This window comes from Fictibacillus gelatini DSM 15865 (genome assembly GCF_000430745.1).
In the GTDB taxonomy this organism is placed as follows: domain Bacteria; phylum Bacillota; class Bacilli; order Bacillales; family Fictibacillaceae; genus Fictibacillus_A; species Fictibacillus_A gelatini.
In genome coordinates this window covers 111,562-138,433 of the sequence record NZ_AUMP01000016.1, presented here as the reverse complement: position 1 = coordinate 138,433, position 26,872 = coordinate 111,562, and the positions used below count along the sequence as shown (strand labels likewise).

The window sequence follows — 26,872 nt, the reverse complement described above, 5'->3', positions numbered from 1 at the left end:
GGAAATTGGGGAGAGATTTTTGGAGATCGTGTGTTAGCGTCAGCGATTTTAGATCGACTACTTCATTATTCACATACCATCAATATTAAAGGAGAAAGCTATCGAATCAAGGAGAAGAAGAAAGCAGGATTTTTCAACACGGAAAAAACAGTGAATGAATATTCGATCAATTCCCTTTCCCCCTCGGGGGAAAGGGAATCCCAAACACGATTGAAAGGAAGTGATACCATAGAAAGATAGAGCTTTTTGTGTTAATAATGGGGAATTTTAAAACGGCATTTTTGGGGAATTTTCAACTGAGGTTGACATCAGCAGCAATTTTCAATAAAGAGGAGGATTTAGAACAAGATTTAAATAAATTAGGCAATCAAGGATGGGAAGTAGTCAGTGCAACTAATTTAAAATTTCGATGCGGTGATACAGGTACTGAACAAACGGACGAAGTAATTTATTTGCTAAAAAGACCAGTTGAATGATTTTTAAGCACTCTCATTATGAGGGTGTTTTTTTATTTACATCTGAAAGGGGACAATCAAAAATGAAATCTTATCGGAATTATTGGCAACATACTCAACCTAAACAACCAACTAACCCACCTATTTTTCAACAGTACCACTACGATGCAAAATTTAGAGTTGAAATTGGAAAACTTCTAGGGAAATTACATCTATTATTTGAAAGGATACTTCCCGAAGATTGTATAAATCAAATTGAATACAAACCAATTAAACATAGTTTAGGCGGTAATCATTACTTACAAGGTTATCAAGTGATCTTTAGTAATAATACCGCTAGACGTTATCTAATGGACAAGGATGGAAAGTGGTTTGAAGCTCCTAATTTAATGAATTGGTGGGTAGGATTAGGTTATGAAGTGAATGACGATACATTAGAAGCATTTGCTGTTGATATACAAACGGAATATTACACGAAAGGACTGATTAAATGACCAACTTAGACCGTCTTAAACTCGAAACAAAAGGCATTAACTTAGATCAATCAGAATTAACTATATACTTACAAGAAAACGACTTACAGCCATTTGACGAGTACAACCCGCAATCAGCAACTAATAAGAAAAATATCTATCGTAGTGCATTATCTATTCTTGAATCAATCGCAAACAATCCAAGCACGATGAAGAATTATAAAGATGACGACCTTTCCGTTTCTGATTTTCACGATAATTTAATGAATCGTATAGATCAGTTAGAAGTAAAAATTCGAAGTATGAAAACAGATGAGCAAATTAAAAATGAATCTAACTTTTTTATGTTTTTTAATTCTTGATGTGTCGCAAAACACGACAGAGGGGTGCGTCAAATTTGAGGCAGGGGGAATTTTCCCTTAGTTCCTTTGTATTAAATGCAGACCGAAAGGAGGGTAAACATGTTCAACTTATTTGAAACAAATACAGATGATATACAATTCCTCATCAATAATGCCGGGAAAGATGTGTTGATTAATGACATTGCAAAAAAAGCACTTATTACGAATCCTGGTTTGTATGATTTTGAGGATAGGCATATTTCAACGCTTGACAAACTGTCTAGAGGGGATTTAGTGACGTATGATAATGAAAAATATCTAGTCATTACAGAATCAATCAGTAAACGTGGCGGAAAATATAAAGCGTTAATGAGGCACTGTAATAATATAGTACAAATCCCTGGAGAGACAAAACAAGTACCAAAGTTAGATGAGAACGGGAATCCAGTATATGATAGATTTGGTGATCCAGTTTATATTACAATCCAAACTGACCCAACTAATGTCCCTGCAATTGTTGACAACAAATCATTTAGTATTGACAGCAATTACGCAATTCGAGTCCCAGAAAATCAAATAGTCGTTACATTACAGGACAATGAATTAAATAATAGAAAAATTAAAGTTAATTTTGTATTTACAATGATGGGTAAAAAATGGAAGGTAGTAAATGTTGATTTGACGAAAAATGGGCTGATGATATTGACTTGTGAGTTTACGGCTAGTTGAGTAGTGTTTAATGATAATGAAAGATAAACCACTTCCAGTAAAAATATAATGAAAATATAGACAAACTATCCATGAATATGGTATATTTTTCTCAACAGAAAAAGTGGTTAAAAAATTGGCTTAAACCCTTGATATATAAGGGTTTTTTAGCAAATGGGACAAAAACCATCGCAAAAAAAGATCAATCAAATGATGCAGGCGATGCAAAAGCAAATGAAATAGGTGGACAAGCACTCATACGTATGTGTTGAGTGCTTTTTATATATCAAAGGATGATTACATAGGAATGAATTGCCAAACGTTGTTTCAATTGAGGAGTTGTTAACCGGAAGTTTTTCAATTGTCAATGTTTGCTTACGGAAGGGTTTGAACGAAAGCCACTTTAAAAAGACTTTCGTTTTTTTAATAGCTCAAAATTTTTAACTCTTTATGAAATTTTTTCAATTTGATAAAATTAAAGGTGCGCTATTAGAAACGATCAAATCTCGGAAGGGGACAGAAAGATTTAAAGAAGTTGGCCCTTAAGAAAAGGGAATGGATTCTAGCAAGATTAGGGGGGGCAAAAGTGAAAGTTTTTATTGATTTAATGTGGTATTTCAAAATGGAGTGGAGGCGGTATTTAACCGGCATTCTCCTATTAGCTATTGTATCGTTTTGTTTGCAAGTTCCTCCGAAAATCGTCGGGTTTACAGTTGACCATATCAATAAAGGAACGTTATCAAAACAATTGCTTGTTACTTATATTAGCGTATTAGCTGCTCTTGCGCTATTGATGTATGTGCTTCGCTTCTTTTGGCGGGTGATGATTTATGGCTCATCTACGAAACTTGCTTTGCTTCTTAGAAACCGATTGTATGATCATTTCACGAACATGTCGCCAAAATTTTATCAAAAGAGAAGAATCGGAGATTTAATGGCGCATTCGACGAATGATCTTCAGGCCATTGAAATGACAGCCGGGGAAGGGATTTTAACACTTGTTGATTCACTTCTGCTTGGCGGAATGACACTCATTACGATGTTTGCGACGATCAGTTGGAAGCTGACGTTAATCAGCCTTCTTCCCATGCCGATGATGGCATGGCTGACGAGCAAATATGGTTCCATGCTGCATCAACAGTTTCATAAAGCACAAGAAGCTTTCTCAATGATGAACGATAAAGTGCAAGAAAGCATTTCGGGCGTCCGTGTCATCAAAGCGTTCGGGCAAGAAGAGGAAGATGTAGATGAATTTAAGGAACTTTCTAAAGATGTCGTACGGAAAAACGTAAAAGTGGCGAAAATTGATGCTCTGTTTGATCCGACGATTTTTATTATTGTCGGTCTCTCATTCTTTCTTTCCGTCGCGTTCGGCTCTTATTTCGTCGTACAAGGAGAACTTTCGATCGGCCAGGTCGTTTCCTTTACTACATATCTTGGCCTCTTAATTTGGCCGATGCTCGCGTTTGGATGGCTTTTTAACATTGTCGAGCGGGGGAGGGCTTCGTATGATCGGGTGTCAGCATTATTAAAAGTCGACGAGAGCATCAAAGAAGATGAGACTGGACTTAAGATTGTACCTTCTGGTTCTATCCGATTCCAGCTAGAGCATTTTTCGTATGATCAAACTGCGCAAAGCACATTAGAGAACATCTGTTTTGAACTTGAAAAAGGAAAAACGCTCGGGATCGTCGGGAAAACCGGGAGTGGGAAAACGACGTTATGCAAACTTTTGCTGCGGGAATTTGAGGTGAAAAACGGACAAATTTATTTGGACGAAAAAGATATCAATCGTTTTGCGCTTCATTCGTTAAGAGAAGCTATTGGCTATGTACCGCAAGACCACTTTTTGTTTTCTGCTACGATTTTAGAAAATATTGCGTTTGGAAAGTATAACGCGTCCTTTAAAGAAATAAAAGCAGCTGCAAAAGCAGCGGCTATTCATGCTGACATCGTTCAGTTTAAAGACGGATATGAAACAATGGTCGGAGAGCGGGGGGTTACGTTATCCGGCGGGCAAAAACAGCGGATATCGATTGCGCGGGCATTATTATTGGACCGTGAGATTTTAATTTTGGATGATTCCTTATCTGCTGTCGATGCAAGAACGGAAGAACGAATAGTAGAAAATTTAAAAGAGAAACGTAAAGGGAAAACGACGATTATTACCGCCCACCGGTTATCAAGCATCGATCACGCTGATTTAATTATCGTTCTTGACAATGGAAAGATCATTCAGATGGGCACCCACGAAACTTTAATTAATGAGGATGGCTGGTATAAAGATACATATAACCGCCAGGCACTTGAATCGTTAATTTCACAGGGAGGATAACGATGGACGAATTGCAGAAAATGAAACAATGGCAAGTTTTCAAAAGGCTGCTTCGTTTAATGAAACCGCATAAAAAAACATTGATACTCGCTTTTTCAATCTTAATTGTCGCGACGGTTGCCGATTTATTAGGACCGATCATCATCAAAAAGTTCATTGATGACTACTTAACACCCCGGCATTTTTATACCCGTGCAATTACCGCTCTTGCCTTGATGTATATCGTGCTGACCATGATTTCTGCGGCAATGCACTATTTGCAGGTTGTTTTGTTTCAAAAAACAGCGCTGGAAATTATCCAAACATTGCGAATCGATGTGTTTTCGAAAGTCCATTCGCTCGGGCTGAAGTTTTTTGACCGAACACCTGTCGGAGGCCTTATTTCACGCATTACGAATGACACCGAGGCAATTAAAGATTTATATGTCAGTGTTTTATCAACATTTGTACAAAATATGGTGTTTTTAATTGGCGTATTTGCCGCCATGTTTTATTTAAATGTGAATCTCGGGCTATTTTGCCTTGTCATTATCCCGATGATTGCTGCGGTTATGTGGCTCTACCGACGCTATAGCTCCCGTTCGTTTTTCAATATGAGGGAGAAATTAAGCGAGCTTAATGCAAAGTTAAATGAGTCGCTTCAGGGTATGGCGATCATCCAGGCGTTTAACCAGCAAAAGCGGCTAAAAAAGGAATTTGCCAACATCAACCAGGCGCATAATGCGGCATGGATGAAAAATATTAAATACAATGGACTTTTGCTACGTCCTGCAGTTGACCTCATCTATATGTTTGCTCTAATTATGGTGCTTTCCTTTTTCGGTATTCAGTCGTTTTCTAATCCTGTTGAAATTGGTGTCCTTTATGCATTTGTCAACTACATTGAACGTTTCTTTGAACCGATCAATACGATGACACAGCGTCTCTCTATGTTCCAACAGGCGATTATTGCAGCGGGCAGGGTGTTTCAGCTGCTTGATGAAACGGAGCTTGCTCCTGGAACAAAGGGAGAGGGGAAACCGGAAATTACGGAAGGAAAGATCGAATTTAAAAATGTTACCTTCTCGTATGATGGAAAACAGGACGTGCTGAAAAATATCTCATTTACAGCAAACCCGGGTGAAACGGTTGCGCTTGTCGGACATACAGGAAGCGGAAAAAGTTCAATCACCAATCTTTTGATGCGCTTTTATGATTTCACACAAGGAGAAATTTTCATTGATTCAGTTCCGATACAAAACTATACGAATGAAGAATTGCGTCGGAAAATGGGCCTTGTCCTGCAAGATCCGTTCATCTTTGCCTGCGATATCAAGAAAAATATTCGGCTACACAATCATTTGATAACTGATGATGAGGTAAAAGAAGCGGCAGCTTTCGTCCAGGCCGATTCGTTCATCGAAGAACTTCCTGGCGGATATGATCACGAGTTAGGAGAAAGGGGAAGTACTTTTTCAAGCGGCCAGCGGCAGCTGCTCTCCTTTGCTCGAACGATTGTTTGTAATCCGAAAATTTTGATCCTTGATGAAGCAACGGCAAACATTGATACACAAACCGAAGAAGCGATACAAACGGCCCTTGGGAAAATGCGTGCTGGACGGACGACAATTGCGATTGCTCACCGGCTATCGACCATTCAAGATGCGGATCAAATTCTTGTTCTGCACAAAGGAGAAATTGTTGAACGCGGTACACACCAGGAGCTATTGCTAAAAAAAGGACTGTACCACAAAATGTATCTCCTTCAACACGGGAATGAACAAACCGCGGATGTTGGCTAATCCTCTGAAATTTCTGGCTCATTTATTCAAAATTCGCCTATGGCCGGGTTTTCTTTTTGTTTTAGCAAAATTAGTTGACATTTTCATTGAATAAATTAAGATAGAAAAGCGAGTATTTTTGTAAACAAAGGATTTGATCATGATGAAAATAACAACATGTGCGATCTTGCTTTCTTCTATCGTAACATTATCTGGCTGCTCCATTACGAATGGATTTGATAAAGAAAAAAATGAAAATCATGCGCAGCACACGGCTCAAAAACATACGAAAAATAACAAATCCGACAACCGATCTACAAGTAACACACAGGGAGAGAAGCCATCGATTAAAGGAACGACAAAAGTAGGTCCTGATGGAAAAACGATTGTAACCAATCCCGACGATATCCTTGTCGTGGCGAATAAAAAAAGAAATCTGCCTTCTGATTATGCGCCAAAAGATCTTGTAATCCCGAAAATTCCATGGCCATTTAAAGAAAATATAGAGAAAAAGCACTTGCGTAAAGAAGCGGCAGCTGCGGTCGAAAAACTTTTTCATAAGGCAAAAGCCGACGGGATGGATCTCTATGGTCAATCTGGCTATCGCTCGTATGCAAGACAGGTGTCCATTTTCGCATTTAATTCTAAACAAAAGGGAGAAGAAAAGGCGAATCAAGTGAGCGCCATCCCTGGCCAGAGCGAGCACCAGACAGGACTTGCATTAGATGTGACTTGCCCTGAAGTTAATTTTGACTTAAATGAACAATTCGGAGAAACGAAAGAAGGAAAGTGGCTGAAACAAAATGCTGCGGATTTCGGTTTTATTATTCGCTATCCGAAAGGAAAAGAGAAGATTACCGGTTATCAATATGAACCGTGGCATATCCGGTACGTAGGAGTGAAGGTTGCGAAAGAAATCGCGGCAAAAAACGAGACGCTTGAAGAATATTTTGGCCTCAACTAAGCGAAAACTGCCAATGTAAGGCAGTTTTCTTTCTTTTAAAAGGTTGGTTTTATGAAACGTTATTATATAATATAGTAGTAGAAGGAAACAATGAAAAGGAGCATCTACTCTATGACCGACATTAATGTTTTTTTAGCCTTTGGTGGAGGACTGTTGTCATTTATTTCGCCATGCTGCCTTCCGTTATATCCAGCTTTTCTTTCTTACATAACTGGCGTGTCCGTAAATGAATTGAAAGAAGAAAAAGGCATGCTCAGGAAAAACGCCATTTTACATACTTCCCTTTTTCTTCTCGGTTTTTCTATCATTTTTATCGTTCTTGGAATTAGCTCTTCATTTGTCGGTAGCTTTTTTATGAAATATAAAGATTTGCTTCGTGAACTCGGGGCGGTCGTTATCGTCTTTTTCGGGCTCGTTGTTCTCGGTGTTTTTAAGCCATCGTTTTTATTAAAAGATAAGCGGGTAGCGTTCCACAATCGCCCGGCAGGTTATCTCGGTTCCGTTCTTATCGGAATTGGATTTGCGGCAGGCTGGACGCCGTGCACAGGTCCGATCCTGGCAGCGGTGCTCGGAATGGCGGTGACCCATCCGAATGCGGCCATCCTTTATATGATTTGCTATGTGTTAGGATTTGCGGTTCCGTTTTTCTTGCTTAGCTTTTTCATCGGCCTCATTAAAAGCATAAAAAAATACAATTTAGCCTTTATGAGAACGGGCGGCGTCTTAATGGTCGCCATGGGTGTCATGCTTTATTTCAACTGGATGACCGATTTTACATCATTTCTTGTCAACCGTGTGTTTAGCGGGTTTAAAGGATTTTAAATTTTACTCACCATTTGATAAAATAGTAATAAATTAATGATTAAGAGTAATTATGAGTAAGGAAGGAAGATCTACCTTGGTCTATATAAGCACCATTTTTGCGGCTTTTATGGCTATGGCGATTATTGTTGTTCGGCTGAAGGCGACAAAAAAACCAGCTTCTTTGAAAAAAATAGCTCTTCCGCCGTTTTTTATGGCAACAGGATTTTGCATGTTTTTGCTGCCGGAGTTTCACGTAACATGGGCCGAAGTAGGAGAATCATTTCTTCTCGGATGCTTTTTTTCTATCTTTTTGATCGCCACCAGCAAGTTTGAAAAAAGAGATGGGCAAATTTACCTTGTTCGTTCAAAAGCATTCATTTTCATATTAATCGGTTTGTTCCTCGTCCGGATGGCGATGAAAATTTATTTTGGACATAAAATTTCCTATGGAGAGACTGCAGGAATGTTTTTCCTTATTGCGTTCGGCATGATCTTGCCATGGCGAATCGCAATGGTATATTCCTTTTTAAAAGTAAAAAATAGCGAAGAAAAACTCGTTTAACCATATGTGTTAAACGAGTTTTTAACTTAAGAGCTGTTCATAAGGGGTTAAATCGATTTTTTTCTTTTGCAATGTTTTAATGAGCCACTTATGGTCTCGTTTTGGGGTGGCGATTATATAGCCTCTTACGATCAAATCCTGACTGATGCTACTTGCTTTCTCTTTAAGAGCGAGTTCGCCAATTTTGCCTGCGATTTTTTCTCGGGCGACGGGCCGGAATAGTTCGGGAACGGGAGCTACAAGCTCTTCTAACAATTGTTTTTGTTCGTCGTTCCAAAGATGTTTCGTTTCGTTTATGTAATAATCCTGCCAGTCGAGGATCGACATCCCGTCTTCTTTCGGAAGCCGTTTTAAAAATTTGCGAAACATAAAATATCCGCCGATCGCGAACATTGTAACAAGAAAGATCGTCCAGGCGACAATAAACAGGGAAAATCCTGTCGACATGTTGCTCACCTCTTGCCATTAGCATTAAAAACATGATTTGTTAAACAGTTTGGCGGGACCATGTGGGAATCGAACCCACCGGAGACGGCACGCGCCTCCCAAAAGGTTTTGAAGACCCAGGCAAGCACCAGCTACGCATCTGGCCCCATTTTTCCAACGATTTCATTATATACAAGGTTCCATGTATATTTCAAGCAGGCAACCGTCTTGTAAAATATGAAAACAAGATATAAAGTTAACTATAATAGCAAGATAGGCGGTGAATTCATGCGTTATTATACCATTGGAATGGCCGGGCATATCGACCATGGGAAAACAAGTTTGACGAAGGCGTTAAGCAATGTCGACACCGATACGTTAAAAGAAGAAAAAGAACGAAAAATTACGATTGAACCGGGTTTTGCGCCATTCCCATTGACCGAAGATATACATACTTCCATTGTCGATGTACCTGGACATGAAAAATTTATCAGGCAAATGATTGCAGGGGTGGCTGGTATCGATCTCGTATTGCTAGTAATTGCAGCCGATGAAGGGGTCATGCCGCAAACGCGTGAACATTTTGAAATTCTTTCTTTTCTCGGGATTGAGCGAGGTCTCGTTGTCGTTACGAAAATCGACAACGTGCAAAAAGACATGTTTGAGCTACTAAAGGAAGACATTCATGATTTAATAGGAGGCACCCCGTTTGAAGCCTTTCCAATTCACTTTGTTGACAGTCTTTCAATGAAAGGGATTGATTCATTAAAGTCGTCTATTTTAAACCAGCTTGAAACGGTAGCGCAAAGAAAAAGATCTGGTCCTTTTCGCATGCCGATTGACCACGTATTCACCGTTAAAGGGCAGGGTACTGTCGTCCGCGGAACTATTTTTGAAGGGTCGGTTGGACAGGGGGATCGCCTCGTTCTCGAACCAAAAGGAAGTGAAGTTAAAGTTCGGCAGCTTCAAGTTCATCGCCAATATCAAACAAAAGGAGTGGCAGGACAACGGGCGGCTCTAAATCTTTCTGGGGTGTCACATGAAGAGATTAAGAGAGGAGATGTGCTTATATCAGCACATTCCTTTATTACAAGTGACACGATTGATATCCGTTTGAAAACCTTGAAGAACGTAAAACCGTTAAAGCAGCGGGCACCGATTAAGTTTTATATTGGAACCGCCGAGATGATAGGAAAAATTGTTTTTTTCGACCGCAATGAATTGCTGGAAGATAATGAAGCCGTTTTTTGCCAGGTTCGATTACATTCCCCCGTTGTCGCTAAAAGAGGCGATCGTTTCATTATACGAAGACCGTCACCGGAAGAGACAATAGGTGGCGGTGAAGTAATAGAACCGGCCGGTGAAAAATACCGATTTGGCTACGAGACGATTAACCGATTGAAAGCAAAGTGGGAAGGTTCTCCGGAAGATCATATAGAAGACATGCTTAAAAAGCATAAACTTTTGACCTTAAAAGAGTTGGAGCAGTCTACTAGCTTACAAGGAAACGAATTGGTGAACACATTAAAAACAATGCAGGATGAAGCGATGATCGACAAAATTGATAATTCGTATTACACCCTTCTTGTTAGCATTGCTGATTGCAAGAAATGCACATGTGAAAGAATTTTGTCTTATCACAAAGAACATCCTTTAAAAATAGGGATGCCAAAGGCTGAACTGATTCAAGAACTTAAAGAAGAATATCCGGAAAGGCTTATAAAACACTGTTTGCATCAGTTGCTTAAGCAAGACGAGATTTCAATGAGCGATCAATATGTAAAAGAAATGGCCTTTCACCCTTCTTTTCCAGAAAAGTGGGAGAAGAGGATGAATTCAGTAGTAAATGAACTCTATACGCAAGGCTTGCAAGCCGATTCGTTCACGAACCTCTACAAAAAGGCGCAGTTGCCGCAAGAATTGTTCACGGACTTTAAACATTTTTTAATACGGGAGAAATTAGCTGTTCCACTTGAAGAAGACCTTTTCCTTCATATAGAAGTTTTCGAAAAAGCAGTTTTTCAATTAAAAAAGGAGTTCCCTGGAGAATTTACCATTCAGGAGGCAAAGTCCGTTTTGAATTTATCCAGGAAGTATTTAATCCCTTTTCTTGAATTGCTGGATTACAAAGGAATAACAGAAAGAGTCGATATGAAGCGCCATTGGGTGATGAAAACCGGAGATGAATAATTTCATCTCCGGTTTTCTAATTGTCCGTATAAACCTTCCTTTATTTCTGCAAACTAATGTAGTAACATGTAATGCCTACTCTGGAGGTTTATAAAAAATGAATCTTGCTAATATTTTAACGATCATCGGATTTTTTGCTGTTGTCCTTGGCATACTCGTCACGATTATTATGCTTGTTTATTTTTATATTAAAGACCGCAATCAAAAAGAACATCCGACGTTAAGAAATTTTCCGGTGCTCGGCAGAATGCGTTATTTTTTGGAAAAAATCGGTCCGGAGTTTCGCCAATATTGGTTTAATAGCGATACGGAAGGAAAGCCATTTTCCCGCGATGATTATGAACATATTGTTAAAAGCGCGAAATATAAACGGGATATCGTCGGATTTGGTTCAAAAAGGGATTTTGAAAAGGAAGGATTTTACATAAAAAACTCGATGTTCCCCAAATTGACCGAAGAATTGAAAATGGATCGCGAAACGAAGGTAATGACGAAAAAATATGTTTTAGTAAACGAAACGTTGTTTACACAGCGGAAAGAGTACTTAAAAGATGAAGAAGCGGACGCAAATTTGCTTCATCCGGATGATGCTGTCATTATTGGAGAGAAGACGCAATATCCATTTGTCGTTAAAGGGCTAATTGGAATGTCTGCTATGAGCTTTGGCGCACTTGGAACCAATGCCATCACCGCATTGTCTGAAGGGCTAGCAATTGCGAAAGGGACATGGATGAATACGGGTGAAGGCGGCTTGTCCAAGCACCACTTAATAGGCGGTGTTGACATTATTATGCAAATTGGTCCCGCGCTTTTTGGAGTCCGGGATAAGGAGGGCAATTTCAATTGGGACGCATTAAAGAAAAAAAGTGAAATCCCGCAAATTAAAGCGTTTGAATTGAAACTTGCACAAGGAGCAAAGGCGCGTGGAGGGCATATTGACGGCGACAAGGTGACACCAGAAATTGCAGAAATCCGGATGGTCGAGCCGTATAAATCGATTGACAGCCCCAACCGTTTTAAGGAATTTGACAGCTTTGAAAAGTTATTTGACTTTATGGAACAAATCCGGCAGTTTACGGGGAAGCCGGTAGGAATGAAAGTTGTCATCGGAAGCTTCAGTGAAGCGGATGAATTGGCAAGTCACATGAAACAATCCGGCAAAGGCCCCGACTTTATTACTGTTGACGGCGGGGAAGGCGGGACAGGGGCAACTTACCAGGAGCTGGCCGATAGTGTCGGGCTCCCGATAAAGTCGGCGCTGCCAATTCTTGATGCCGCATTAATCAAGCATGGTGTCCGAGATCGGGTAAAAATCATTGCTTCAGGAAAATTGTTCACGCCTGACCGGGTTGCGATCGCACTTGCGATGGGGGCCGATTTAGTTAATATTGCACGCGGGTTTATGGTCTCAGTAGGCTGCATTCAAGCGCTCCGTTGCCATTCCAATTCTTGTCCGGTTGGAGTGGCGACAACTGATCCGGATTTGCAAAAAGCACTTGTCGTTGAAGAAAAAAAATACAGGGTGGTTAACTATGTGTTAACACTAAGGAAAGGGCTGTTTCGTTTAGCTGCAGCGGCAGGAATTGATTCACCTGTTCATTTTCGGCGTGAACACATCATGTATAAAGATGACAAAGGAATCGTCACCCCTCTTGAAGACATTTATCAAAAAATCGTTCAACAAGGAAAGGATGCCGGGTAACCCGGCATCCTTTCTAATTGTTGCTCTTGCCAGATTTATTAAAATAGTACAAGTTAATTTTTTATTTTTTGTTTAACCCGTTCAATAGAGGGAAATGATAGTGATAACTTGCTAAAGGGAGTGAAGAAAATGGAAGTTAATTTAACGGCCGAGGAAGTCATTACCCAGATTAAGCAATTGGACAGGAATGGAGAATCACTAAAGAAGAAACAGGTGAAGGAAAGCCACCCCGAGTTGATGCGAAGCGCGCTGTATTATTATCCAAGTTGGCAAGATGCAATCGAACGAAGCGGAGTGAGTTGAGATAAGAAGGAACCAGCTGTTTGGCTGGTTCCTTCTTAAATTATAGGACATTCAAAAGAGTGCCTTCATATGATGTTACTGTACCAATAATAGCGGCTTCCTCAATTCCGTTTTCTTTTAGCCGCTGGACATACTCAAGGCCTTCTTTTTCCGGCAAGCTGACAAGAAGCCCTCCTGACGTAACGGCATCACATAAAATCATTTGTTCAATTTCCGTAAGTTCCGGATTATATTTTACAAGTTCACGAATCCATTTATGGTTCGCTTTTGTTCCGCCGGGGATGACTCCGTTGGTAGCTAATTCTTTAGTTCCGGGCAATATTGGAACGTTTTCAAATCTGATCGTAAATGTGACATTATCGCTACCTTTTGCCATCTCGCTGGCATGACCGAGCAGTCCGAACCCTGTAATATCAGTAACGGCATTCGGATGAAGCCCCTTCAAACATTCTGCCGCCGTCTTATTCAATTGGGCCATTGTTTCGGTTACTTTTAAGAGTTGCATATCACTTAGCATGTCCCTTTTTATGGCGGTTGTTTGAATGCCGACACCGATTGGCTTTGTTAAAACGAGGACATCTCCCGGTTTGGCTCCGATGTTTTTATGCACGTTATCGGGATGAACGAACCCTGTTACGGAAAGGCCAAATTTTGGTTCTTGATCATCAATAGAGTGGCCGCCGACGATGATGGCTCCGGATTCCTTTACTTTATCTGCAGCTCCTTTTAGGATGTCACTGAGTATATCAGCCCCGAGCGCCTTTATTGGATAGCCGACAATGTTCAACACCGTTTTCGGAACCCCGCCCATTGCATAAACATCACTCAATGAATTAGCCGCGGCGATTTGTCCAAACATGTAAGGGTCATCGACAATAGGGGTGAAAAAGTCAACCGTCTGAATGATTGCGAGTTCATTTGAAATTTTGTAAACGCCAGCATCATCGGATGTTTCTAAACCGACAATTAGATTTGGATCATGTTCTCTTTCTGGTAAACGGCACAAAACTTGCGCCAGGTCGTCAGGACCAATTTTACATCCTCAGCCGCCTTTTGACGAAAGTGTAGTCAGGCGAATTCGATCACGATCAGTCATTCATCCGCACCTCCCTGATTGGAACTCTTTTTTAGTATAAACTATTTTTTTTATAAAGTGCGAAAGGTTATACTATAAGAAATAGAAAAATAAAAGGAGTGAAAAGCAAATGTCATTAAAAGTAAAAATCGAATTTTGCATGATGTGAAACTATGCGCCAAAAGCCGCGAGTCTCGCGGAAGACCTGTTCAATCATTTCCGGGCGGAGATCGCCTCTATCGAACTGATTACGAGCAAGGGAGGCGTGTTCGAAGTCACTGTAAATGGCTCGAACATTTACTCCAAAAAAGAAACAGGGAAATTCCCGGATCATTCATTTGTGATTGATGAAATGAAAAAGCTGCAAGAAGAATAGCGCATCCTTACCGGGTGTGCTATTCCCAGGGGGAGGGGGTCATCATTGTCAAACGTATTGCGAAGCTTGCCGGCTGTTCATACTGTCTTAAATGATCCGCGCTTGCGTGAAATTGTTCCGAAACATATTGCCGATTCCACAATAACGAAATGGGTGCAAGAAGAACTTTCCCATTTGCGGCAGCAAATTCTTCAGCCTTCATTTCAAGAAAAAGCAAGCAAAGAAGATTTTCTAAAGCTTATTATTGAACATATGAAAGAGAAAATAGAGTTAAAGAATGATGTCTCTTTAAAAAGGGTCATTAACGCAACGGGCATTGTTTTACATACGAATTTTGGCCGGGCGCGCTTAAGCACTGAAGCAATCGAGCATATTGTGCAAGCGGCGAAAAATTATACAAATCTAGAGTATGATATTCATAGTGGAAAAAGAGGTTCACGGCACGATTTACTTGAAAAATTGATTTGTGAAGTATTGGGAAGCGAAGGGGCGATCGTTGTAAACAATAACGCTGCTGCCGTTTATTTTGTTCTAAAAGCATTCGCGAAACAGAAAGAAGTAATCATCTCCCGCGGAGAGTTAGTCGAAATCGGGGGGTCCTTTCGTGTGTCATCCATTATGGAGGAAAGTGGGGCAAGACTGGTTGAAATCGGGACAACCAATAAATCACATATCGTCGATTATGAAAAAGCGATTACAGAGAATACAGCTATATTAATGAAAGTCCATACGAGTAATTTTAAAATCATCGGATTTACAAAAAGTGTCCCAACTGAGCAATTAGTACGATTAGCAAAATCCCACGATCATATTCTCGTTTATGAAGATTTAGGAAGCGGGGCATTTTATCCATTTAGAGCGGCCGGAATAGGGGAAGAACCGCTTGTTTCGGAAGTTTTATCATCAGGTGTTGATCTTGTGACGTTTTCCGGGGACAAGCTGTTAGGAGGACCACAGGCGGGCATTATCGCTGGAAAGAAAAAATATATTGACCGGTTAAAGAAGCACCAGCTAGCACGTGTCTTAAGAGTGGATAAATTAACACTTGCCGGACTAGAGGCGACGATCAAAGCGTATCAAAATAAGGTAAAAGCAAAGCAGCTTCCGGTTGTAAGAGATATTTTAAAAACGGAAGAAGAACTATTGGGACTATTAAAGCGAATGGTTGAAAAGCTAGATTCAAGGAACATCACTTATTCAATTGAAAAAGATTTTTCCATGGTAGGTGGCGGAACAATGCCGGGCGTTCAACTGCCAACCTATGTGTTAAAGCTTTCGCATGAAAAAGTTTCCGCTAATGAAATGGCACAAAGATTACGAAATCAGCCGCTCCCTATCATCGTCCGGATAAAAGATGATCATTGCCTCATTGACCCGAGAACTGTAGCCGAAGAAGAAGAAGAGGTCATCATTCGGACGCTCAATAAATGGTAACAAAAGCCAACTAAATGGTTGGCTTTTGTCATGCTGATATTTACGATCCTTTTGCCTGTTTTTGGCGCGTATGATTTCTATTCTTCACTTTTTTTGAACCATCGAGAGGCTCGGGTTGCGTTTCATATTGCCCTTTTGGGGAATTTCTGCGAATGTCTTTAAAGGTGTTTCGTTCAGCCATTTTATTACCTCCATTTAAAGAAACTGGAATAATTTTTTGATACATATGGCATAGTAACATGTATCCAACAATAGGAAAGGAAGATGTATTTATGCCATACCATAAAGACAAGCAACAAGCATTTCAAGCTGCACAGCAGGGCTATACACAGGCCCTTCAGGCTTATTCCCATGTTGAGCAAAATCATCCTGAATATGGAAGGAAAATGAAAGAATTTCGCCAAGAGGTAGAAGAAGCTCTGCAGCAAATTGAAAATGCAATGGAAGTTGCCTCGGAACATCAACGTGAACGGCTTGAACAATATCGAAATGAATTGTATTCAATTGCGGATCAAACCCATACAGAGTAAACTACTGTCTTTTTTTCGTTTTTTTATTGTTTTGACGTTGTGCCTCAGTTAAAGGTTCATTAGGCATGCTTAATTGTTCATTTCCAAATTCCATATTGTATCCGGCTCCCTGTCCCTGGCTACGGGCGGCATTCATGCCGGGACGAATATGATTTGCTTTATGGTTAGCCATGAAATCACCTCCATATATAGTTTGTCCTTATTTTCTTTTAAAAGCACTCCCTCTTTTTGGAGGGCTTTTCATATTGAGGTTATAAGAGTTGCTTATGACCTTTGATAACATTTATGTACTTTACTTATGAAACACATTTTCGTATGATAATAAAGGAAGCAATTGAAGAAAATTTATTGTGTTACAAAAAGACATAATTTCGACAATTTTTCTTCCGTTAGTGTATGATTGTAATGAAGAACGAAGGCAGCTTTTTATGGTGGCAGCATTCGATTTGTTTGTTGTGCCCCAATGAGCCTTTGTCAGCAAGACAAGGAGGAATGGATAATGTCTAAAAGTAAGAATGACATTTTCAATGCGCGTGCGACCTTCAGCGCAAATGGAAAAACTTACAACTATTATCGATTAAGTGCTTTAGAAGAAGCAGGAGTAGGGAAAATTTCTAAATTGCCTTATTCCATTAAAGTGTTATTGGAATCCGTCTTACGCCAGCATGACGGAAGAGTCATTGTAAAAGAACATATTGAAAACCTCGCGAAATGGGGAACAGACGAAGTAAAAGATATCGACGTTCCATTTAAACCTTCACGCGTTATTCTTCAGGATTTTACAGGGGTTCCTGCAGTGGTTGACCTTGCGTCTTTAAGAAAAGCAATGAAAGATATGGGCGGAGATCCATCGAAAATCAACCCTGATATTCCGGTTGACCTTGTCGTTGACCACTCTGTACAGGTTGACAAATTCGGTACGAACGACTCGTTAGCATACAATATGGACCGTGAGTTTGAACGGAATGAAGAACGGTATAAGTTGTTAAGCTGGGCTCAATCTGCTTTTGATAATTATCGTGCTGTCCCTCCGGCAACTGGTATCGTCCACCAGGTCAACCTTGAATATTTAGCATCTGTTGTTCAAAGCATGGAAGTCGATGGCGAGTTAGAAGCATTCCCGGATTCTCTAGTCGGTACTGACTCTCATACGACGATGATTAATGGCCTTGGTGTATTAGGCTGGGGCGTAGGTGGAATTGAAGCAGAAGCAGGCATGCTCGGACAGCCTTCTTACTTCCCAGTACCAGAAGTAATCGGCGTGAAGCTTGTTGGTTCACTTCCAAACGGCACAACAGCAACAGACTTAGCGCTAAAAGTAACACAAGTGTTGCGCCAGAAAAATGTTGTCGGTAAATTTGTTGAATTTTTCGGACCGGGTCTAGCCGAAATGCCGCTTGCAGACCGCGCTACCGTTTCCAACATGGCGCCTGAATATGGTGCAACTTGCGGTTTCTTCCCTGTTGACGAAGAATCGCTTAACTACTTAAGACTTACTGGCCGCAGTGAAGAACAAATTAAGTTAGTTGAAGAATATTGCAAAGCTAACGGCTTGTTCTATACCCCGGATGCAGAAGATCCGATCTTTACAGATGTTGTTGAAATCAATCTTAATGAACTTGAAACGAATCTTTCCGGTCCAAAACGTCCGCAAGATTTAATTCCGCTTTCAAAAATGAAAGAATCGTTCAATAAAGCGCTTGTAGCGCCTCAAGGAAATGCAGGCTTTGGCTTGACAGCTGATGAAATTAACAAACAAGTTGAAGTAAAACATCCAAATGGCGAAACATCAACAATGAAAACCGGATCAGTTGCGATCGCAGCGATTACAAGTTGTACGAATACATCTAATCCATATGTAATGTTAGGTGCCGGTCTCGTTGCGAAAAAAGCAGTTGAAAAAGGCCTTAAAGTCCCTGGATATGTAAAAACATCGCTCGCACCTGGTTCAAAAGTTGTTACAGATTATTTGGCAGATGCCGGACTAATGCCATATTTAGAGCAACTAGGCTTTAACCTTGTAGGTTATGGTTGTACAACATGTATCGGAAACTCTGGCCCGCTTTCTCAAGAAGTGGAAGAAGCAATTGCTAAAAACGATTTGACAGTTGCTTCTGTATTGTCAGGTAACCGTAACTTTGAAGGGCGAATTCATCCGCTTGTAAAAGCGAACTATCTTGCTTCTCCGCCGCTCGTCGTTGCTTATGCATTGGCAGGAACGGTTAACTTTGACATGCAAAATGATTCTTTCGGTAAAGATAAAGACGGAAATGACGTTTACTTTAAAGACATTTGGCCATCTGCTGAAGAAATTAAAGAAGCGATGAACAAATCCGTTAAACCGGAATCGTTCAAAAAAGAATATGAACGCGTATTTGATGAAAATGAACGTTGGAATGAATTGAAAACAAGCGCTGATAAACTTTACAATTGGGATCCAGAATCAACATATATTCAAAACCCGCCGTTCTTTGAGAACCTTTCAGCTGAGCTTAAAGAAATTAAGCCTCTTGAAGGACTAAAGCTTATTGCGAAATTTGGTGATTCTGTAACGACAGACCATATTTCACCAGCGGGTGCCATCGCGAAAGATTCTCCTGCCGGAAAATACTTGCTTGAACATGGCGTCGAGCAACGCGACTTTAACTCTTATGGTTCCCGTCGTGGTAACCATGAAGTCATGATGCGCGGTACGTTTGCGAATATTCGTATCCGCAACCAGATTGCACCGGGAACTGAAGGCGGTTGGACGACATACTGGCCTACAAATGAAGTAATGAGCATTTACGATGCCGCTATGAAATATAAAGAGGATCAAACAGGTCTTATCGTTATTGCCGGAAAAGACTACGGAATGGGAAGCTCTCGTGACTGGGCGGCAAAAGGTACAAACCTTCTTGGCATTCAAACCGTTCTGGCGGAAAGCTTCGAACGTATTCACCGCAGCAACCTTGTATTAATGGGCGTATTGCCTCTTCAATTCAAAGATGGCGAAAATGCCGAAACACATGGTCTTACTGGCAAAGAAACATTCACCATTCAAATTGATGAAAATGTGAAGCCTCGTGACCTTGTAAAAGTTACAGCGGTTGATGAAAATGGCGTCGCAAAAGAATTCGAAGTCATCGCTCGTTTCGACAGTGAAGTAGAAATCGATTACTATCGCCATGGTGGCATCCTGCCAATGGTATTGCGCAACAAACTCGTTGCAACAAAATAAGTTTATTTATATAAACAGCTCTCTTTTTGAGAGCTGTTTATTTTTTAATTCTATTTTCTAAAAATTGAATAAAAATGTTGGGATTTGTCGATAGTATATATAAATGAATATATTTGGAGGAAAAAGAGAATGAGGAAATTTCGCAAAATATCATTCAAAGATCTCGTCAATGAAAATAAACGTCAATTGCTAAGTGACCACGAAGAAATGGAACGAATTGAAAAAAAGTTAGAGGATAAACATTCCAAGAATGCCTGAAGAAACAGAACGCGATTCTGTTTCTTTTTTTGTGTAAAAACAAATATTAATGACTAAGGAGGGGAAAAGCATGAGTAATCCGAAAAAATTTCCGAAATATTTTGTCCCGAATCATTTAGGAACACAGCCAAGGGACGGCAAAGGCAATAATGGAAGACAGATGGCGAATAAAAGCAATGAACAACCGAATTATATTCCTCCTAAAGGATAAAACAAAAAAAGACCTGGGTTCAGGTCTTTTTTATGTATTTACTATAAGAGATGAATAAGTTAAGTTATTAGTAGACAGAATATTTTGGAATTTCGGAGGCGAGAAGCTATGAACCATTATCGAAATGTATTTTATGCGATCGGTATATCAGCATTTACCATTTCCTTTTTCTTTACTTTATTTTTCGCCTATAAAGCGATGCAATTTGATCAAATAATCGAAAAAAAACGAAAGCGAAAAAGACGAATGCCCATTATGTTCTCATTTCAGAAGAATTAAATAATGAATATTGGCGTTTAGTCGAAAAAGGGGCTAAGGCCGCAGGACGCCGCTACCATGTTTCCATTGAATATAATGGGCCATTACAATCGAATCTATCCGAACATATGAAATTGATCGATATGGCTATTTCCTCAAAAGTAGATGGAATTATTACACAGGGGCTTAGTGAAGAAAAATTCACTCCTCTTATAAATAAAGCGATGAAAAAAGGGATTCCGGTCATTACAGTCGATACAGATGCTGCAAAAAGTAAACGAGTCTCTTATGTAGGAACGGATAATTATCGCTCCGGCTATTTGGCAGGAAAGGCATTAATCGCTGGAACAAAGGGAAAAGCGGTTGTTGGTATCATTACAGGAAGTTTTGAAGCGAGCCATCAAAAATTGCGTGTAGAGGGATTTAAGGATGCAATTAAAAATAAACCCGGAATTAAAGTTGTAGATATTAAAGCATCAAACATTACGAAAGTCCAGGCTGCGGAAAAAGCGAATGAGATTCTTTCGGAACATCCTGATGTAAACGCCTTCTACGGAACGAGCGCATTAGACGGGCTGGGAATTGCCCAGGTCATAAAACGACAAGGGCATGAGAAAAAAATTTATATTATCAGTTTTGATACACTACCCGAAACACTTCAATTAATGAAACAAGGGATCATTCAGGCGACGGTTGTACAAAAGCCATATAAAATTGGATATGAAAGCGTGAAATTGATGCATGAGTTTAAAAAGGGGAGGCACATCCCTTCGACGATACATACGGATACAGGCATTCTCTATCAGAAGGATATAGCGAAAGGGGATGTCAGTCCATGATGAAGATTCGTACGAAGATTTTGCTATATTCAATGGTTTTTGTTTTATTACTGAACGGGGTTGCTTTTTTTCTATACCAAAACAGTCAAAAATCGATTGTACAATATAATAACATTTTAAAAACATTTTTCCTTTTAAATACCATTTCACAAAAGACAAATGGTATGTATCAATCATTAAATGCTTATGTCACGGATCGCTCACCAGATTTATACCGTCAATATAAAAAAGAGCGGGAAGCTTTAGTTGAAGGAAAGAGCCGGTTACAAGCTGAAATCAGTTTCCGCGGGGAATCGATGACGCTCGAAAACTACGCCAATTTAATTTCAAGTTTGCTTGAAGAGTGCACAGTCGTAATGAATGCCTATAACGATCAGAATTTAAACGTCTATTCGGAACATCTTACCGAAGCATCAAAAATTGCCCGTTATATACAGGAGGTTACATTATCGTTGATCAATCAAGAATTAACGGATTACCAATATTTTTATCATGATATGAACATGAAAAATAATTATTTTCGCTCATTAGGCATTTCCATTTTTAGCTCCACCATATTATTCAGCACATTATTGGCAATATGGTTTTCAAAAGGGATTACAAGGCCGATAAGCCGACTATCAAGGGCGGCGGAAGAAATTGCTTCAGGCAATTTTGAGGGCAAAGATGTTTCAACGTCAACAAAAGACGAATTAAGCTTTTTAGCCGAAACGTTTAATTCCATGAGAAAAAATATACGTAGGCTCATTCAGGAAATTAAAGAAAAATCTGAGCTAGACAAGCTATTAAAGGAAATGGAGCTAAAAAGTCTGCAAAGCCAAATTAATCCTCATTTTCTATTTAACACTCTGAATACGGTTTCTAAAATGGCATATATTGAAGGAGCAAAGCGGACAAACGAACTTATTGACTCTGTCTCGCATTTACTTAGATACAATTTAAAAAGTCTTGACCAGCCGACAACATTAAAGGAAGAAGTCGCTGTTGTCCAAGAGTATTTTTTTATTCAACAAACAAGATTTGGGGAACGCGTCAAGTTTCAAATGGAGGTTGGCGAAGAATGTTTATCGGTTGCGGTGCCGGGCTTGACCTTGCAGCCAATTGTTGAAAATGCGTTTATTCACGGAGTTGAATCTTACGAGCATGGCGCATGTTTAGCGCTGAAGATTTTTAAAACGGGTCTTGAAGTCGTCGTCGAAGTGATTGATAACGGAATAGGGATGGATGAAAAAACAGTTAAAACAATTTTGAGATCAGATGAAAAAGAGAGCGGAATAAAAAGAAATAACGGTCATTCTACTGGCCTTGGCATGAGGAACGTCATTAAAAGATTAGAGTTGTTTTATCAACAAAAAAATATGGTTGAAATTGAATCTATCATAAAAAAAGGAACAACGATACGTCTTAGACTTCCACTCGATAGACAAATAAGGGGATAGAAAGATGGTTAAAGTGATGATTGTAGACGATGAAGTTTTAGAAAGACAAGCGTTAAGGCTGATCATTACGAATGAAATTAAGGAAGCTGAAATTGTCTGTGAGGCTGAAAATGGCCGAAAAGCGATTGAGCTAGCAAAGAGGCTCAGGCCGGATTTAATTTTAATGGATATAAAAATGCCCGGGGTCGATGGGTGTGAAGCCGTAAATCAAATCATAAGCGAAGCGCCAAAGACCAAATTTATAATGGTCACAGCCTTTGACGAGTTTGAGTATGCAAGAAAAGTGATGAAATATGGGGTGAAAGAATATTTACTGAAGCCCAGCCGAAACTATGAAATAGTTCAGGCAATTGAACGGGTAATTGCTGAAATAAAGGCTGAAAGAATGGAAAGAGAAGAATATGAACGGCTTCAGGTGAAATTTAAGCAAGCTTTAGCTTTTGCGCCATCAAATGTAATTGCTTCGGTATTAGACGGCCAAAACGAAACGGATGATCTTCAACTTACAACGAATGCCTTAAATAAGGCGAAAGACTACATTAACTCCCATTATACAAAGGCCATTTCACTTGAAGAGGTGGCTGAACATGTTCAATTAAGCACTTTTTATTTTAGCAAACTGTTTAAAGAGCGCTTTTCTGTTACGTTTATTGATTATGTGACAATCCTTCGAATTGAAAAAGCGAAAGAACTGATCAAAAAAGAAGAACAAAGTTTGAAAGAAATTTGTTTTAATGTCGGCTACAAGGACCCGAACTATTTTAGCCGCGTCTTTAAAAAAATAACCGGAATGTCACCAAGAGAATTCAGGCAACGGCAGCTGAATATCAGTTAAAGAAGCCGAAGGAGACTTTGGTTTATTGTTGTTTAGACCACAAAAAAGTGAAGGATTTCGCAAAAGAGTGAAGGAAATAGCGAAAGAGAATTCTGAATGTTCGTGATATAGTGTTTGTGTAAGGGTTTTCAAGATAATTGTTAAGCTCGAACCGATTACATATTCCGTTTAAAGGGGGAAATAAGAATTGAAGAAAAAATGGTTCGCCTTTCTTTCATTCATGCTTGCACTATCATTGTTACTAGTTGGATGTAATTCCGATCGAGCGTCTAAAAGTGGGGGCAATGGGACTAGACTCGATATTTTTAGCTGGTGGACAGGTGCTGGTGAAGAAGATGGATTGAAAGCGCTCATTAAATTGTTTAAAGAAAAGCATCCGGAAGTTAAAGTTGAAAATGCGGCAGTTGCAGGTGGAGCCGGAACGAATGCAAAAGCGGTACTTGCGAGCCGGATGCAGGGGAACGATCCGCCTGCAACATTCCAGGTTCATGGCGGCGCAGAACTTAATGATGGCTGGGTAGCCGCTGGTAAGATGAAGCCGCTTAATGAGCTGTACAAAGAAGAGGGCTGGAATGATAAATTCCCAAAAGAATTAATCGATCTTGTCAGTAAGGATGGAAACATTTATTCCGTTCCTGTCAATATCCATCGAGGAAACGTGCTCTGGTACAATAAACGGATTTTTAAAGATAACGGCCTTAAAGCTCCGAAAACATTTGCTGAATTTTTCAAAGTCGCCGACCAATTGAAAGCAAAAGGGATTACACCACTGGCTCTAGGTGATAAAGAGCCGTGGACCGCAACTCAACTTTTTGAAGATGTTTTACTTGGAACGCTCGGCCCTGACGATTATAAAAAGCTGTGGACAAAAGAAGTTTCGTTTGATGATCCGAAAGTGAAAGAAGCCGTCAAAACATTTAAGAAAATGTTAGGCTATATTAATAAAGATCACAGCTCTCGCAACTGGCAAGATGCATCGCAACTGGTTGGAAAAGGGGAAGCCGCCATGAATATAATGGGGGATTGGGCAAAAGGGTATTTTGTCAATGATCTAAAGCTAAAAGTCAATAAAGACTTTGGCTGGGTAACGACGCCAGGCACGCAACATTCGTTTATGGTCATTACGGATACATTCGGTTTGCCGAAAGGAATTAAAAATGAAGATGATGTGATGAAATTTTTATCATTGTTAGGTTCTGTGGAAGGACAGGATACATTTAACCCGCTAAAAGGCTCGATTCCTGCCCGGATCGATGCGGATCCGTCAAAGTATGACGCATATGGACGACTAACGATGAAAGAATTTAAAAAAGCGCGCATTACCCCGAGTTTAGCACATGGTTCCGCTGCGCCGGAAGGGGTTGTTACAAAAGTGAATAACGCTGTTAACATTTTTGTGACACAACAAAATGAAGCGCAATTTATCGATGCATTAAAAACAGCCGCAAGCGAGTTGAAATAATCGTTTTACATTTTCGGGGACGGGAGAAATCGCTTCCCCGATTTTTTAAGGTTAAATGGAGGGATTGAGATGGAGCCTAAAGTAAAGTCTGCAATGCAGATGAAGATCCAGGTCCGAAAGAAAAAAACAATCGTAGCAAAAGACCGATTATTTTCCTTTCTTTTTATATTGCCGTCCATTTTAGCCATCGCCATATTCGTTTATGGATTTATTGGCTGGACGGGCTATGTTTCGTTAAGTAATTGGAATTCGCAAATCCCGGATTTTTCATTTGCCGGATTAAAAAACTACGTCTCGTTGTTTCACGATTTCCGATTTCAAGCAGATCTAAGGAATACAGCCGTCTTTATGATTTTATTTATTGTACTCGTTCTTGGAATGGGGCTTATGATTGCCGTTTTCCTCGATCAAAAAATAAAGTTTGAAAATTTGTTCCGCAATATTTTCTTTTTTCCAATGGCTTTATCGTTTATTGTTACAGGAGTTGTCTGGCAATGGATATTAAATCCTTCAACCGGAGTCAATCTTTTGATGAAAAAGGTCGGCATAGAGCCGATGTGGTATACCAGTGTTAAAGTCATCCCGGGTGTAGAATGGGGAAAAATACAGGTCGGCATTCCGATTGCCGTCATCGCTGTCGTGATCGCTGCCGTCTGGCAAATGACAGGATTTTCGGTTGCGATGTACTTAGCAGGGCTCAGAGCCATTCCTGACGAAGTGCGTGAAGCAGCTAGAATGGATGGTGCAACGGAGTTTCAAATTTTCCGAAAAATCATCTTTCCATTGTTATTGCCGATTACGATCAGTGTGATCATTATAATGGCCCATATTTCGCTGAAAATTTTTGACCTCATTTATGCGATGACAGGCCCTGGAGCCAATTTTGTTACAGATGTTCCGGGCGTCTATATGTTTGAAACAACGTTCCGTGGAAACTATTATGCAAGTGGTGCCGCGATTGCCATTATCATGCTGCTTTCTGTCGCTATTTTCATTGTTCCATATTTGCTTTCAAATAGGAAGGGTGAGTCTTAATGGTTTTAAAGTCTGTTTATCGTCCGATTCTTTATTTGCTTTTAATCATGCTGGGCCTCATTTTTTTGATGCCGGTATATGTCATCTTAACAACGAGTTTAAAGCCGATTGATCAAATTACGCTAAGTCAAATGTGGCAGCTTCCTTCTTTAATTGATTTTTCAAGTTATCAAATGGCGTTTTCAAAACTCGCACCCAATTTTATAAATAGTTTATATTTAGTTATTCCGGCAACCCTTCTTTCCGCTTTGTTAGGTTCTCTTAACGGTTATGTCCTGTCCAAATGGAAATTTAAAGGATCGGATTGGCTATTTACAGCTATATTATTCGGAATGTTTATCCCATATCAAAGTATTTTAATTCCTTTAATCCAATTTTTAAGAACAATTCATTTATACAATACAATTCCTGGTTTAATACTTGTTCATGTAGTATACGGAATTCCTGTAACCACGTTAATGTTTCGAAATTTTTATTCGAGTGTGCCGTATGAGATGATCGAATCCGCCAAAATAGATGGAGCAGGGATATTTAAAATATACAGGCACATCCTGATCCCTCTATCGATTTCAGGTTTTGTCGTCGTTGGCATCTGGCAGTTTACGAACATCTGGAATGAGTTTCTGTTTGCCGTGACGATAACAACCTCAGATCAGCAGCCGGTTATGGTCGCGCTGCAAAATCTTTCAGGCAGCCAAATCGTTCAATGGAATGTGCAAATGGCCGGAGCATTGCTTGCTGCCTTGCCGACATTATTGGTCTATATTGTATTAGGCAAATTTTTTGTCAAAGGACTTTTAGCCGGCTCTGTCAAAGGATAGAAACGGGAGGGATTCTCCCGGGTTTTCTCCTCTATGACCACCATATAATGAAATCT

Annotated in this window: 29 protein-coding genes, 1 tRNA gene and 2 pseudogenes; 27 read left to right on the top strand and 5 right to left on the bottom strand. The window is 39.9% G+C overall.

Annotation, left to right across the window (positions count from 1 at the left end):
* The 11 genes and pseudogenes from H538_RS26715 to H538_RS0111680 all read left to right on the top strand — a co-directional run.
* Positions 1–240, top strand: a 240-nt coding sequence (locus tag H538_RS26715; RefSeq protein WP_035350659.1) for an ATP-binding protein, incomplete at its 5' end; no start/stop codon positions are given.
* A gap of 62 nt (positions 241–302) precedes the next feature.
* Positions 303–476: a hypothetical protein gene (locus H538_RS0111725; protein WP_154657964.1), complete on the top strand. Its 174-nt coding sequence runs from the start codon at positions 303–305 to the stop codon at positions 474–476.
* A gap of 62 nt (positions 477–538) precedes the next feature.
* Positions 539–949, top strand: a complete 411-nt coding sequence (locus H538_RS0111720) for a hypothetical protein (protein WP_026677767.1) — start codon at positions 539–541, stop codon at positions 947–949.
* On the top strand, positions 946–1,290 hold the full coding sequence (locus tag H538_RS0111715) for a hypothetical protein (RefSeq protein ID WP_026677766.1): 345 nt from the start codon (positions 946–948) through the stop codon (positions 1,288–1,290). The genes H538_RS0111720 and H538_RS0111715 overlap by 4 nt, the downstream gene beginning before the upstream one ends.
* A 99-nt stretch (positions 1,291–1,389) precedes the next feature.
* Positions 1,390–1,998 (top strand): hypothetical protein, encoded by a 609-nt coding sequence (locus tag H538_RS0111710; RefSeq protein WP_026677765.1) that lies wholly within the window; start codon positions 1,390–1,392, stop codon positions 1,996–1,998.
* Positions 1,999–2,148: 150 nt separating this feature from the next.
* Positions 2,149–2,220, top strand: a pseudogene (locus H538_RS27060) (YneF family protein); the annotation flags it as partial.
* 343 nt (positions 2,221–2,563) lie between these two features.
* A complete protein-coding gene (locus tag H538_RS0111700; protein ID WP_026677763.1) occupies positions 2,564–4,312 on the top strand; it encodes an ABC transporter transmembrane domain-containing protein in 1,749 nt (582 codons plus the stop codon).
* Positions 4,313–4,314: 2 nt separating this feature from the next.
* A complete protein-coding gene (locus H538_RS0111695; protein ID WP_026677762.1) occupies positions 4,315–6,093 on the top strand; it encodes an ABC transporter ATP-binding protein in 1,779 nt (592 codons plus the stop codon).
* Between the two features lie 139 nt (positions 6,094–6,232).
* On the top strand, positions 6,233–7,036 hold the full coding sequence (locus tag H538_RS0111690) for a M15 family metallopeptidase (protein WP_322786407.1): 804 nt from the start codon (positions 6,233–6,235) through the stop codon (positions 7,034–7,036).
* Positions 7,037–7,147: 111 nt separating this feature from the next.
* The gene (locus tag H538_RS0111685; RefSeq protein WP_026677760.1) at positions 7,148–7,858 is read left to right on the top strand and encodes a cytochrome c biogenesis CcdA family protein; all 711 of its coding nucleotides are present in this window, start codon (positions 7,148–7,150) and stop codon (positions 7,856–7,858) included.
* A gap of 52 nt (positions 7,859–7,910) precedes the next feature.
* Positions 7,911–8,402 carry a CcdC family protein gene (locus H538_RS0111680; protein WP_051291449.1) on the top strand — a complete coding sequence of 164 codons (492 nt, stop codon included), beginning with the start codon at positions 7,911–7,913 and terminating at the stop codon, positions 8,400–8,402.
* Positions 8,403–8,423: 21 nt separating this feature from the next.
* On the opposite strand, the gene H538_RS0111675 is transcribed toward H538_RS0111680, so the two are convergent.
* Together H538_RS0111675 and H538_RS26105 are read right to left on the bottom strand one after the other, a co-directional pair.
* Positions 8,424–8,849: a DUF2621 domain-containing protein gene (locus tag H538_RS0111675; RefSeq protein ID WP_026677758.1), complete on the bottom strand. Its 426-nt coding sequence runs from the start codon at positions 8,847–8,849 to the stop codon at positions 8,424–8,426.
* 50 nt (positions 8,850–8,899) lie between these two features.
* A tRNA-Sec gene (locus tag H538_RS26105) sits at positions 8,900–8,996 on the bottom strand.
* Between the two features lie 120 nt (positions 8,997–9,116).
* On the opposite strand from H538_RS26105, the gene selB reads away from it, so the two are divergent.
* The 3 genes from selB (at position 9,117) to H538_RS26460 (ending at position 13,023) form a co-directional block, all read left to right on the top strand.
* The gene (gene selB, locus H538_RS0111665; protein WP_035350655.1) at positions 9,117–11,018 is read left to right on the top strand and encodes a selenocysteine-specific translation elongation factor; all 1,902 of its coding nucleotides are present in this window, start codon (positions 9,117–9,119) and stop codon (positions 11,016–11,018) included.
* Between the two features lie 97 nt (positions 11,019–11,115).
* Positions 11,116–12,720, top strand: coding sequence for an FMN-binding glutamate synthase family protein (locus tag H538_RS0111660; RefSeq protein WP_026677756.1), 1,605 nt, complete (start codon positions 11,116–11,118; stop codon positions 12,718–12,720).
* 129 nt (positions 12,721–12,849) lie between these two features.
* Positions 12,850–13,023, top strand: coding sequence for a hypothetical protein (locus tag H538_RS26460; protein WP_169729205.1), 174 nt, complete (start codon positions 12,850–12,852; stop codon positions 13,021–13,023).
* 40 nt (positions 13,024–13,063) lie between these two features.
* Here the strand turns inward: H538_RS26460 and selD are convergent, their stop codons facing one another.
* The gene (selD, locus tag H538_RS0111650; protein ID WP_081412643.1) at positions 13,064–14,119 is read right to left on the bottom strand and encodes a selenide, water dikinase SelD; all 1,056 of its coding nucleotides are present in this window, start codon (positions 14,117–14,119) and stop codon (positions 13,064–13,066) included.
* Between the two features lie 160 nt (positions 14,120–14,279).
* Between selD and H538_RS25555 the strand changes: the two are divergent.
* A pseudogene (locus H538_RS25555) lies at positions 14,280–14,474 on the top strand (Rdx family protein); the annotation flags it as partial.
* Positions 14,475–14,519: 45 nt separating this feature from the next.
* Positions 14,520–15,908: an L-seryl-tRNA(Sec) selenium transferase gene (selA, locus tag H538_RS0111640; RefSeq protein WP_026677754.1), complete on the top strand. Its 1,389-nt coding sequence runs from the start codon at positions 14,520–14,522 to the stop codon at positions 15,906–15,908.
* Positions 15,909–15,948: 40 nt separating this feature from the next.
* Here selA and H538_RS25550 read toward each other — a convergent pair whose 3' ends face one another.
* Positions 15,949–16,089 carry a small acid-soluble spore protein P gene (locus tag H538_RS25550; RefSeq protein ID WP_081412642.1) on the bottom strand — a complete coding sequence of 47 codons (141 nt, stop codon included), beginning with the start codon at positions 16,087–16,089 and terminating at the stop codon, positions 15,949–15,951.
* A gap of 91 nt (positions 16,090–16,180) precedes the next feature.
* On the opposite strand from H538_RS25550, the gene H538_RS0111630 reads away from it, so the two are divergent.
* Complete coding sequence (locus H538_RS0111630; protein ID WP_026677753.1) at positions 16,181–16,438, top strand: hypothetical protein; 258 nt, start codon at positions 16,181–16,183, stop codon at positions 16,436–16,438.
* A gap of 1 nt (position 16,439) precedes the next feature.
* Here H538_RS0111630 and sspO read toward each other — a convergent pair whose 3' ends face one another.
* Complete coding sequence (gene sspO, locus H538_RS25545; protein ID WP_081412641.1) at positions 16,440–16,610, bottom strand: small acid-soluble spore protein SspO; 171 nt, start codon at positions 16,608–16,610, stop codon at positions 16,440–16,442.
* A 327-nt stretch (positions 16,611–16,937) separates the two neighbouring features.
* Here sspO and acnA point away from each other — a divergent pair, with 327 nt between their 5' ends.
* The 10 genes from acnA to H538_RS0111580 all read left to right on the top strand — a co-directional run bounded on the left by acnA (position 16,938) and on the right by H538_RS0111580 (position 26,816).
* A complete protein-coding gene (gene acnA / locus H538_RS0111620; RefSeq protein ID WP_026677752.1) occupies positions 16,938–19,658 on the top strand; it encodes an aconitate hydratase AcnA in 2,721 nt (906 codons plus the stop codon).
* 129 nt (positions 19,659–19,787) lie between these two features.
* The gene (locus H538_RS25540) at positions 19,788–19,916 is read left to right on the top strand and encodes an FbpB family small basic protein (RefSeq protein WP_081412640.1); all 129 of its coding nucleotides are present in this window, start codon (positions 19,788–19,790) and stop codon (positions 19,914–19,916) included.
* A gap of 70 nt (positions 19,917–19,986) precedes the next feature.
* A complete protein-coding gene (locus tag H538_RS0111610) occupies positions 19,987–20,127 on the top strand; it encodes an acid-soluble spore protein N (RefSeq protein WP_026677751.1) in 141 nt (46 codons plus the stop codon).
* A gap of 108 nt (positions 20,128–20,235) precedes the next feature.
* Positions 20,236–20,406, top strand: a complete 171-nt coding sequence (locus tag H538_RS26710; protein ID WP_245595232.1) for a hypothetical protein — start codon at positions 20,236–20,238, stop codon at positions 20,404–20,406.
* Positions 20,391–21,224 carry a sugar-binding protein gene (locus tag H538_RS23695; protein WP_245595234.1) on the top strand — a complete coding sequence of 278 codons (834 nt, stop codon included), beginning with the start codon at positions 20,391–20,393 and terminating at the stop codon, positions 21,222–21,224. The genes H538_RS26710 and H538_RS23695 overlap by 16 nt, the downstream gene beginning before the upstream one ends.
* Positions 21,221–22,663, top strand: a complete 1,443-nt coding sequence (locus H538_RS0111600; RefSeq protein ID WP_051291448.1) for a sensor histidine kinase — start codon at positions 21,221–21,223, stop codon at positions 22,661–22,663. Before H538_RS23695 ends, H538_RS0111600 begins: the two co-directional genes overlap by 4 nt.
* Positions 22,664–22,667: 4 nt before the next feature.
* Positions 22,668–23,498, top strand: a complete 831-nt coding sequence (locus tag H538_RS0111595) for a response regulator transcription factor (protein WP_026677749.1) — start codon at positions 22,668–22,670, stop codon at positions 23,496–23,498.
* 187 nt (positions 23,499–23,685) lie between these two features.
* Entirely contained in the window at positions 23,686–24,960 is a 1,275-nt protein-coding gene (locus tag H538_RS0111590) for an ABC transporter substrate-binding protein (protein WP_026677748.1), read from the top strand.
* A 69-nt stretch (positions 24,961–25,029) separates the two neighbouring features.
* Positions 25,030–25,995 (top strand): carbohydrate ABC transporter permease, encoded by a 966-nt coding sequence (locus H538_RS0111585; RefSeq protein ID WP_026677747.1) that lies wholly within the window; start codon positions 25,030–25,032, stop codon positions 25,993–25,995.
* Positions 25,995–26,816, top strand: a complete 822-nt coding sequence (locus tag H538_RS0111580) for a carbohydrate ABC transporter permease (protein ID WP_026677746.1) — start codon at positions 25,995–25,997, stop codon at positions 26,814–26,816. The genes H538_RS0111585 and H538_RS0111580 overlap by 1 nt, the downstream gene beginning before the upstream one ends.
* Positions 26,817–26,872 lie beyond the last annotated feature (56 nt).

Coding starts and splice junctions, on each gene's coding strand:
- H538_RS0111720 (WP_026677767.1), top strand. CDS start 539: ATGAAATCTTATCGGAATTATTGGCAACATACTCAACCTAAACAACCA.
- H538_RS0111715 (WP_026677766.1), top strand. CDS start 946: ATGACCAACTTAGACCGTCTTAAACTCGAAACAAAAGGCATTAACTTA.
- H538_RS0111710 (WP_026677765.1), top strand. CDS start 1,390: ATGTTCAACTTATTTGAAACAAATACAGATGATATACAATTCCTCATC.
- H538_RS0111695 (WP_026677762.1), top strand. CDS start 4,315: ATGGACGAATTGCAGAAAATGAAACAATGGCAAGTTTTCAAAAGGCTG.
- H538_RS0111690 (WP_322786407.1), top strand. CDS start 6,233: ATGATGAAAATAACAACATGTGCGATCTTGCTTTCTTCTATCGTAACA.
- H538_RS0111685 (WP_026677760.1), top strand. CDS start 7,148: ATGACCGACATTAATGTTTTTTTAGCCTTTGGTGGAGGACTGTTGTCA.
- H538_RS0111680 (WP_051291449.1), top strand. CDS start 7,911: ATGAGTAAGGAAGGAAGATCTACCTTGGTCTATATAAGCACCATTTTT.
- H538_RS0111675 (WP_026677758.1), bottom strand. CDS start 8,849: ATGTCGACAGGATTTTCCCTGTTTATTGTCGCCTGGACGATCTTTCTT.
- selB (WP_035350655.1), top strand. CDS start 9,117: ATGCGTTATTATACCATTGGAATGGCCGGGCATATCGACCATGGGAAA.
- H538_RS0111660 (WP_026677756.1), top strand. CDS start 11,116: ATGAATCTTGCTAATATTTTAACGATCATCGGATTTTTTGCTGTTGTC.
- H538_RS26460 (WP_169729205.1), top strand. CDS start 12,850: ATGGAAGTTAATTTAACGGCCGAGGAAGTCATTACCCAGATTAAGCAA.
- H538_RS25550 (WP_081412642.1), bottom strand. CDS start 16,089: ATGGCTGAACGAAACACCTTTAAAGACATTCGCAGAAATTCCCCAAAA.
- H538_RS0111630 (WP_026677753.1), top strand. CDS start 16,181: ATGCCATACCATAAAGACAAGCAACAAGCATTTCAAGCTGCACAGCAG.
- sspO (WP_081412641.1), bottom strand. CDS start 16,610: ATGGCTAACCATAAAGCAAATCATATTCGTCCCGGCATGAATGCCGCC.
- acnA (WP_026677752.1), top strand. CDS start 16,938: ATGTCTAAAAGTAAGAATGACATTTTCAATGCGCGTGCGACCTTCAGC.
- H538_RS25540 (WP_081412640.1), top strand. CDS start 19,788: ATGAGGAAATTTCGCAAAATATCATTCAAAGATCTCGTCAATGAAAAT.
- H538_RS0111610 (WP_026677751.1), top strand. CDS start 19,987: ATGAGTAATCCGAAAAAATTTCCGAAATATTTTGTCCCGAATCATTTA.
- H538_RS26710 (WP_245595232.1), top strand. CDS start 20,236: ATGAACCATTATCGAAATGTATTTTATGCGATCGGTATATCAGCATTT.
- H538_RS0111600 (WP_051291448.1), top strand. CDS start 21,221: ATGATGAAGATTCGTACGAAGATTTTGCTATATTCAATGGTTTTTGTT.
- H538_RS0111595 (WP_026677749.1), top strand. CDS start 22,668: ATGGTTAAAGTGATGATTGTAGACGATGAAGTTTTAGAAAGACAAGCG.
- H538_RS0111585 (WP_026677747.1), top strand. CDS start 25,030: ATGGAGCCTAAAGTAAAGTCTGCAATGCAGATGAAGATCCAGGTCCGA.
- H538_RS0111580 (WP_026677746.1), top strand. CDS start 25,995: ATGGTTTTAAAGTCTGTTTATCGTCCGATTCTTTATTTGCTTTTAATC.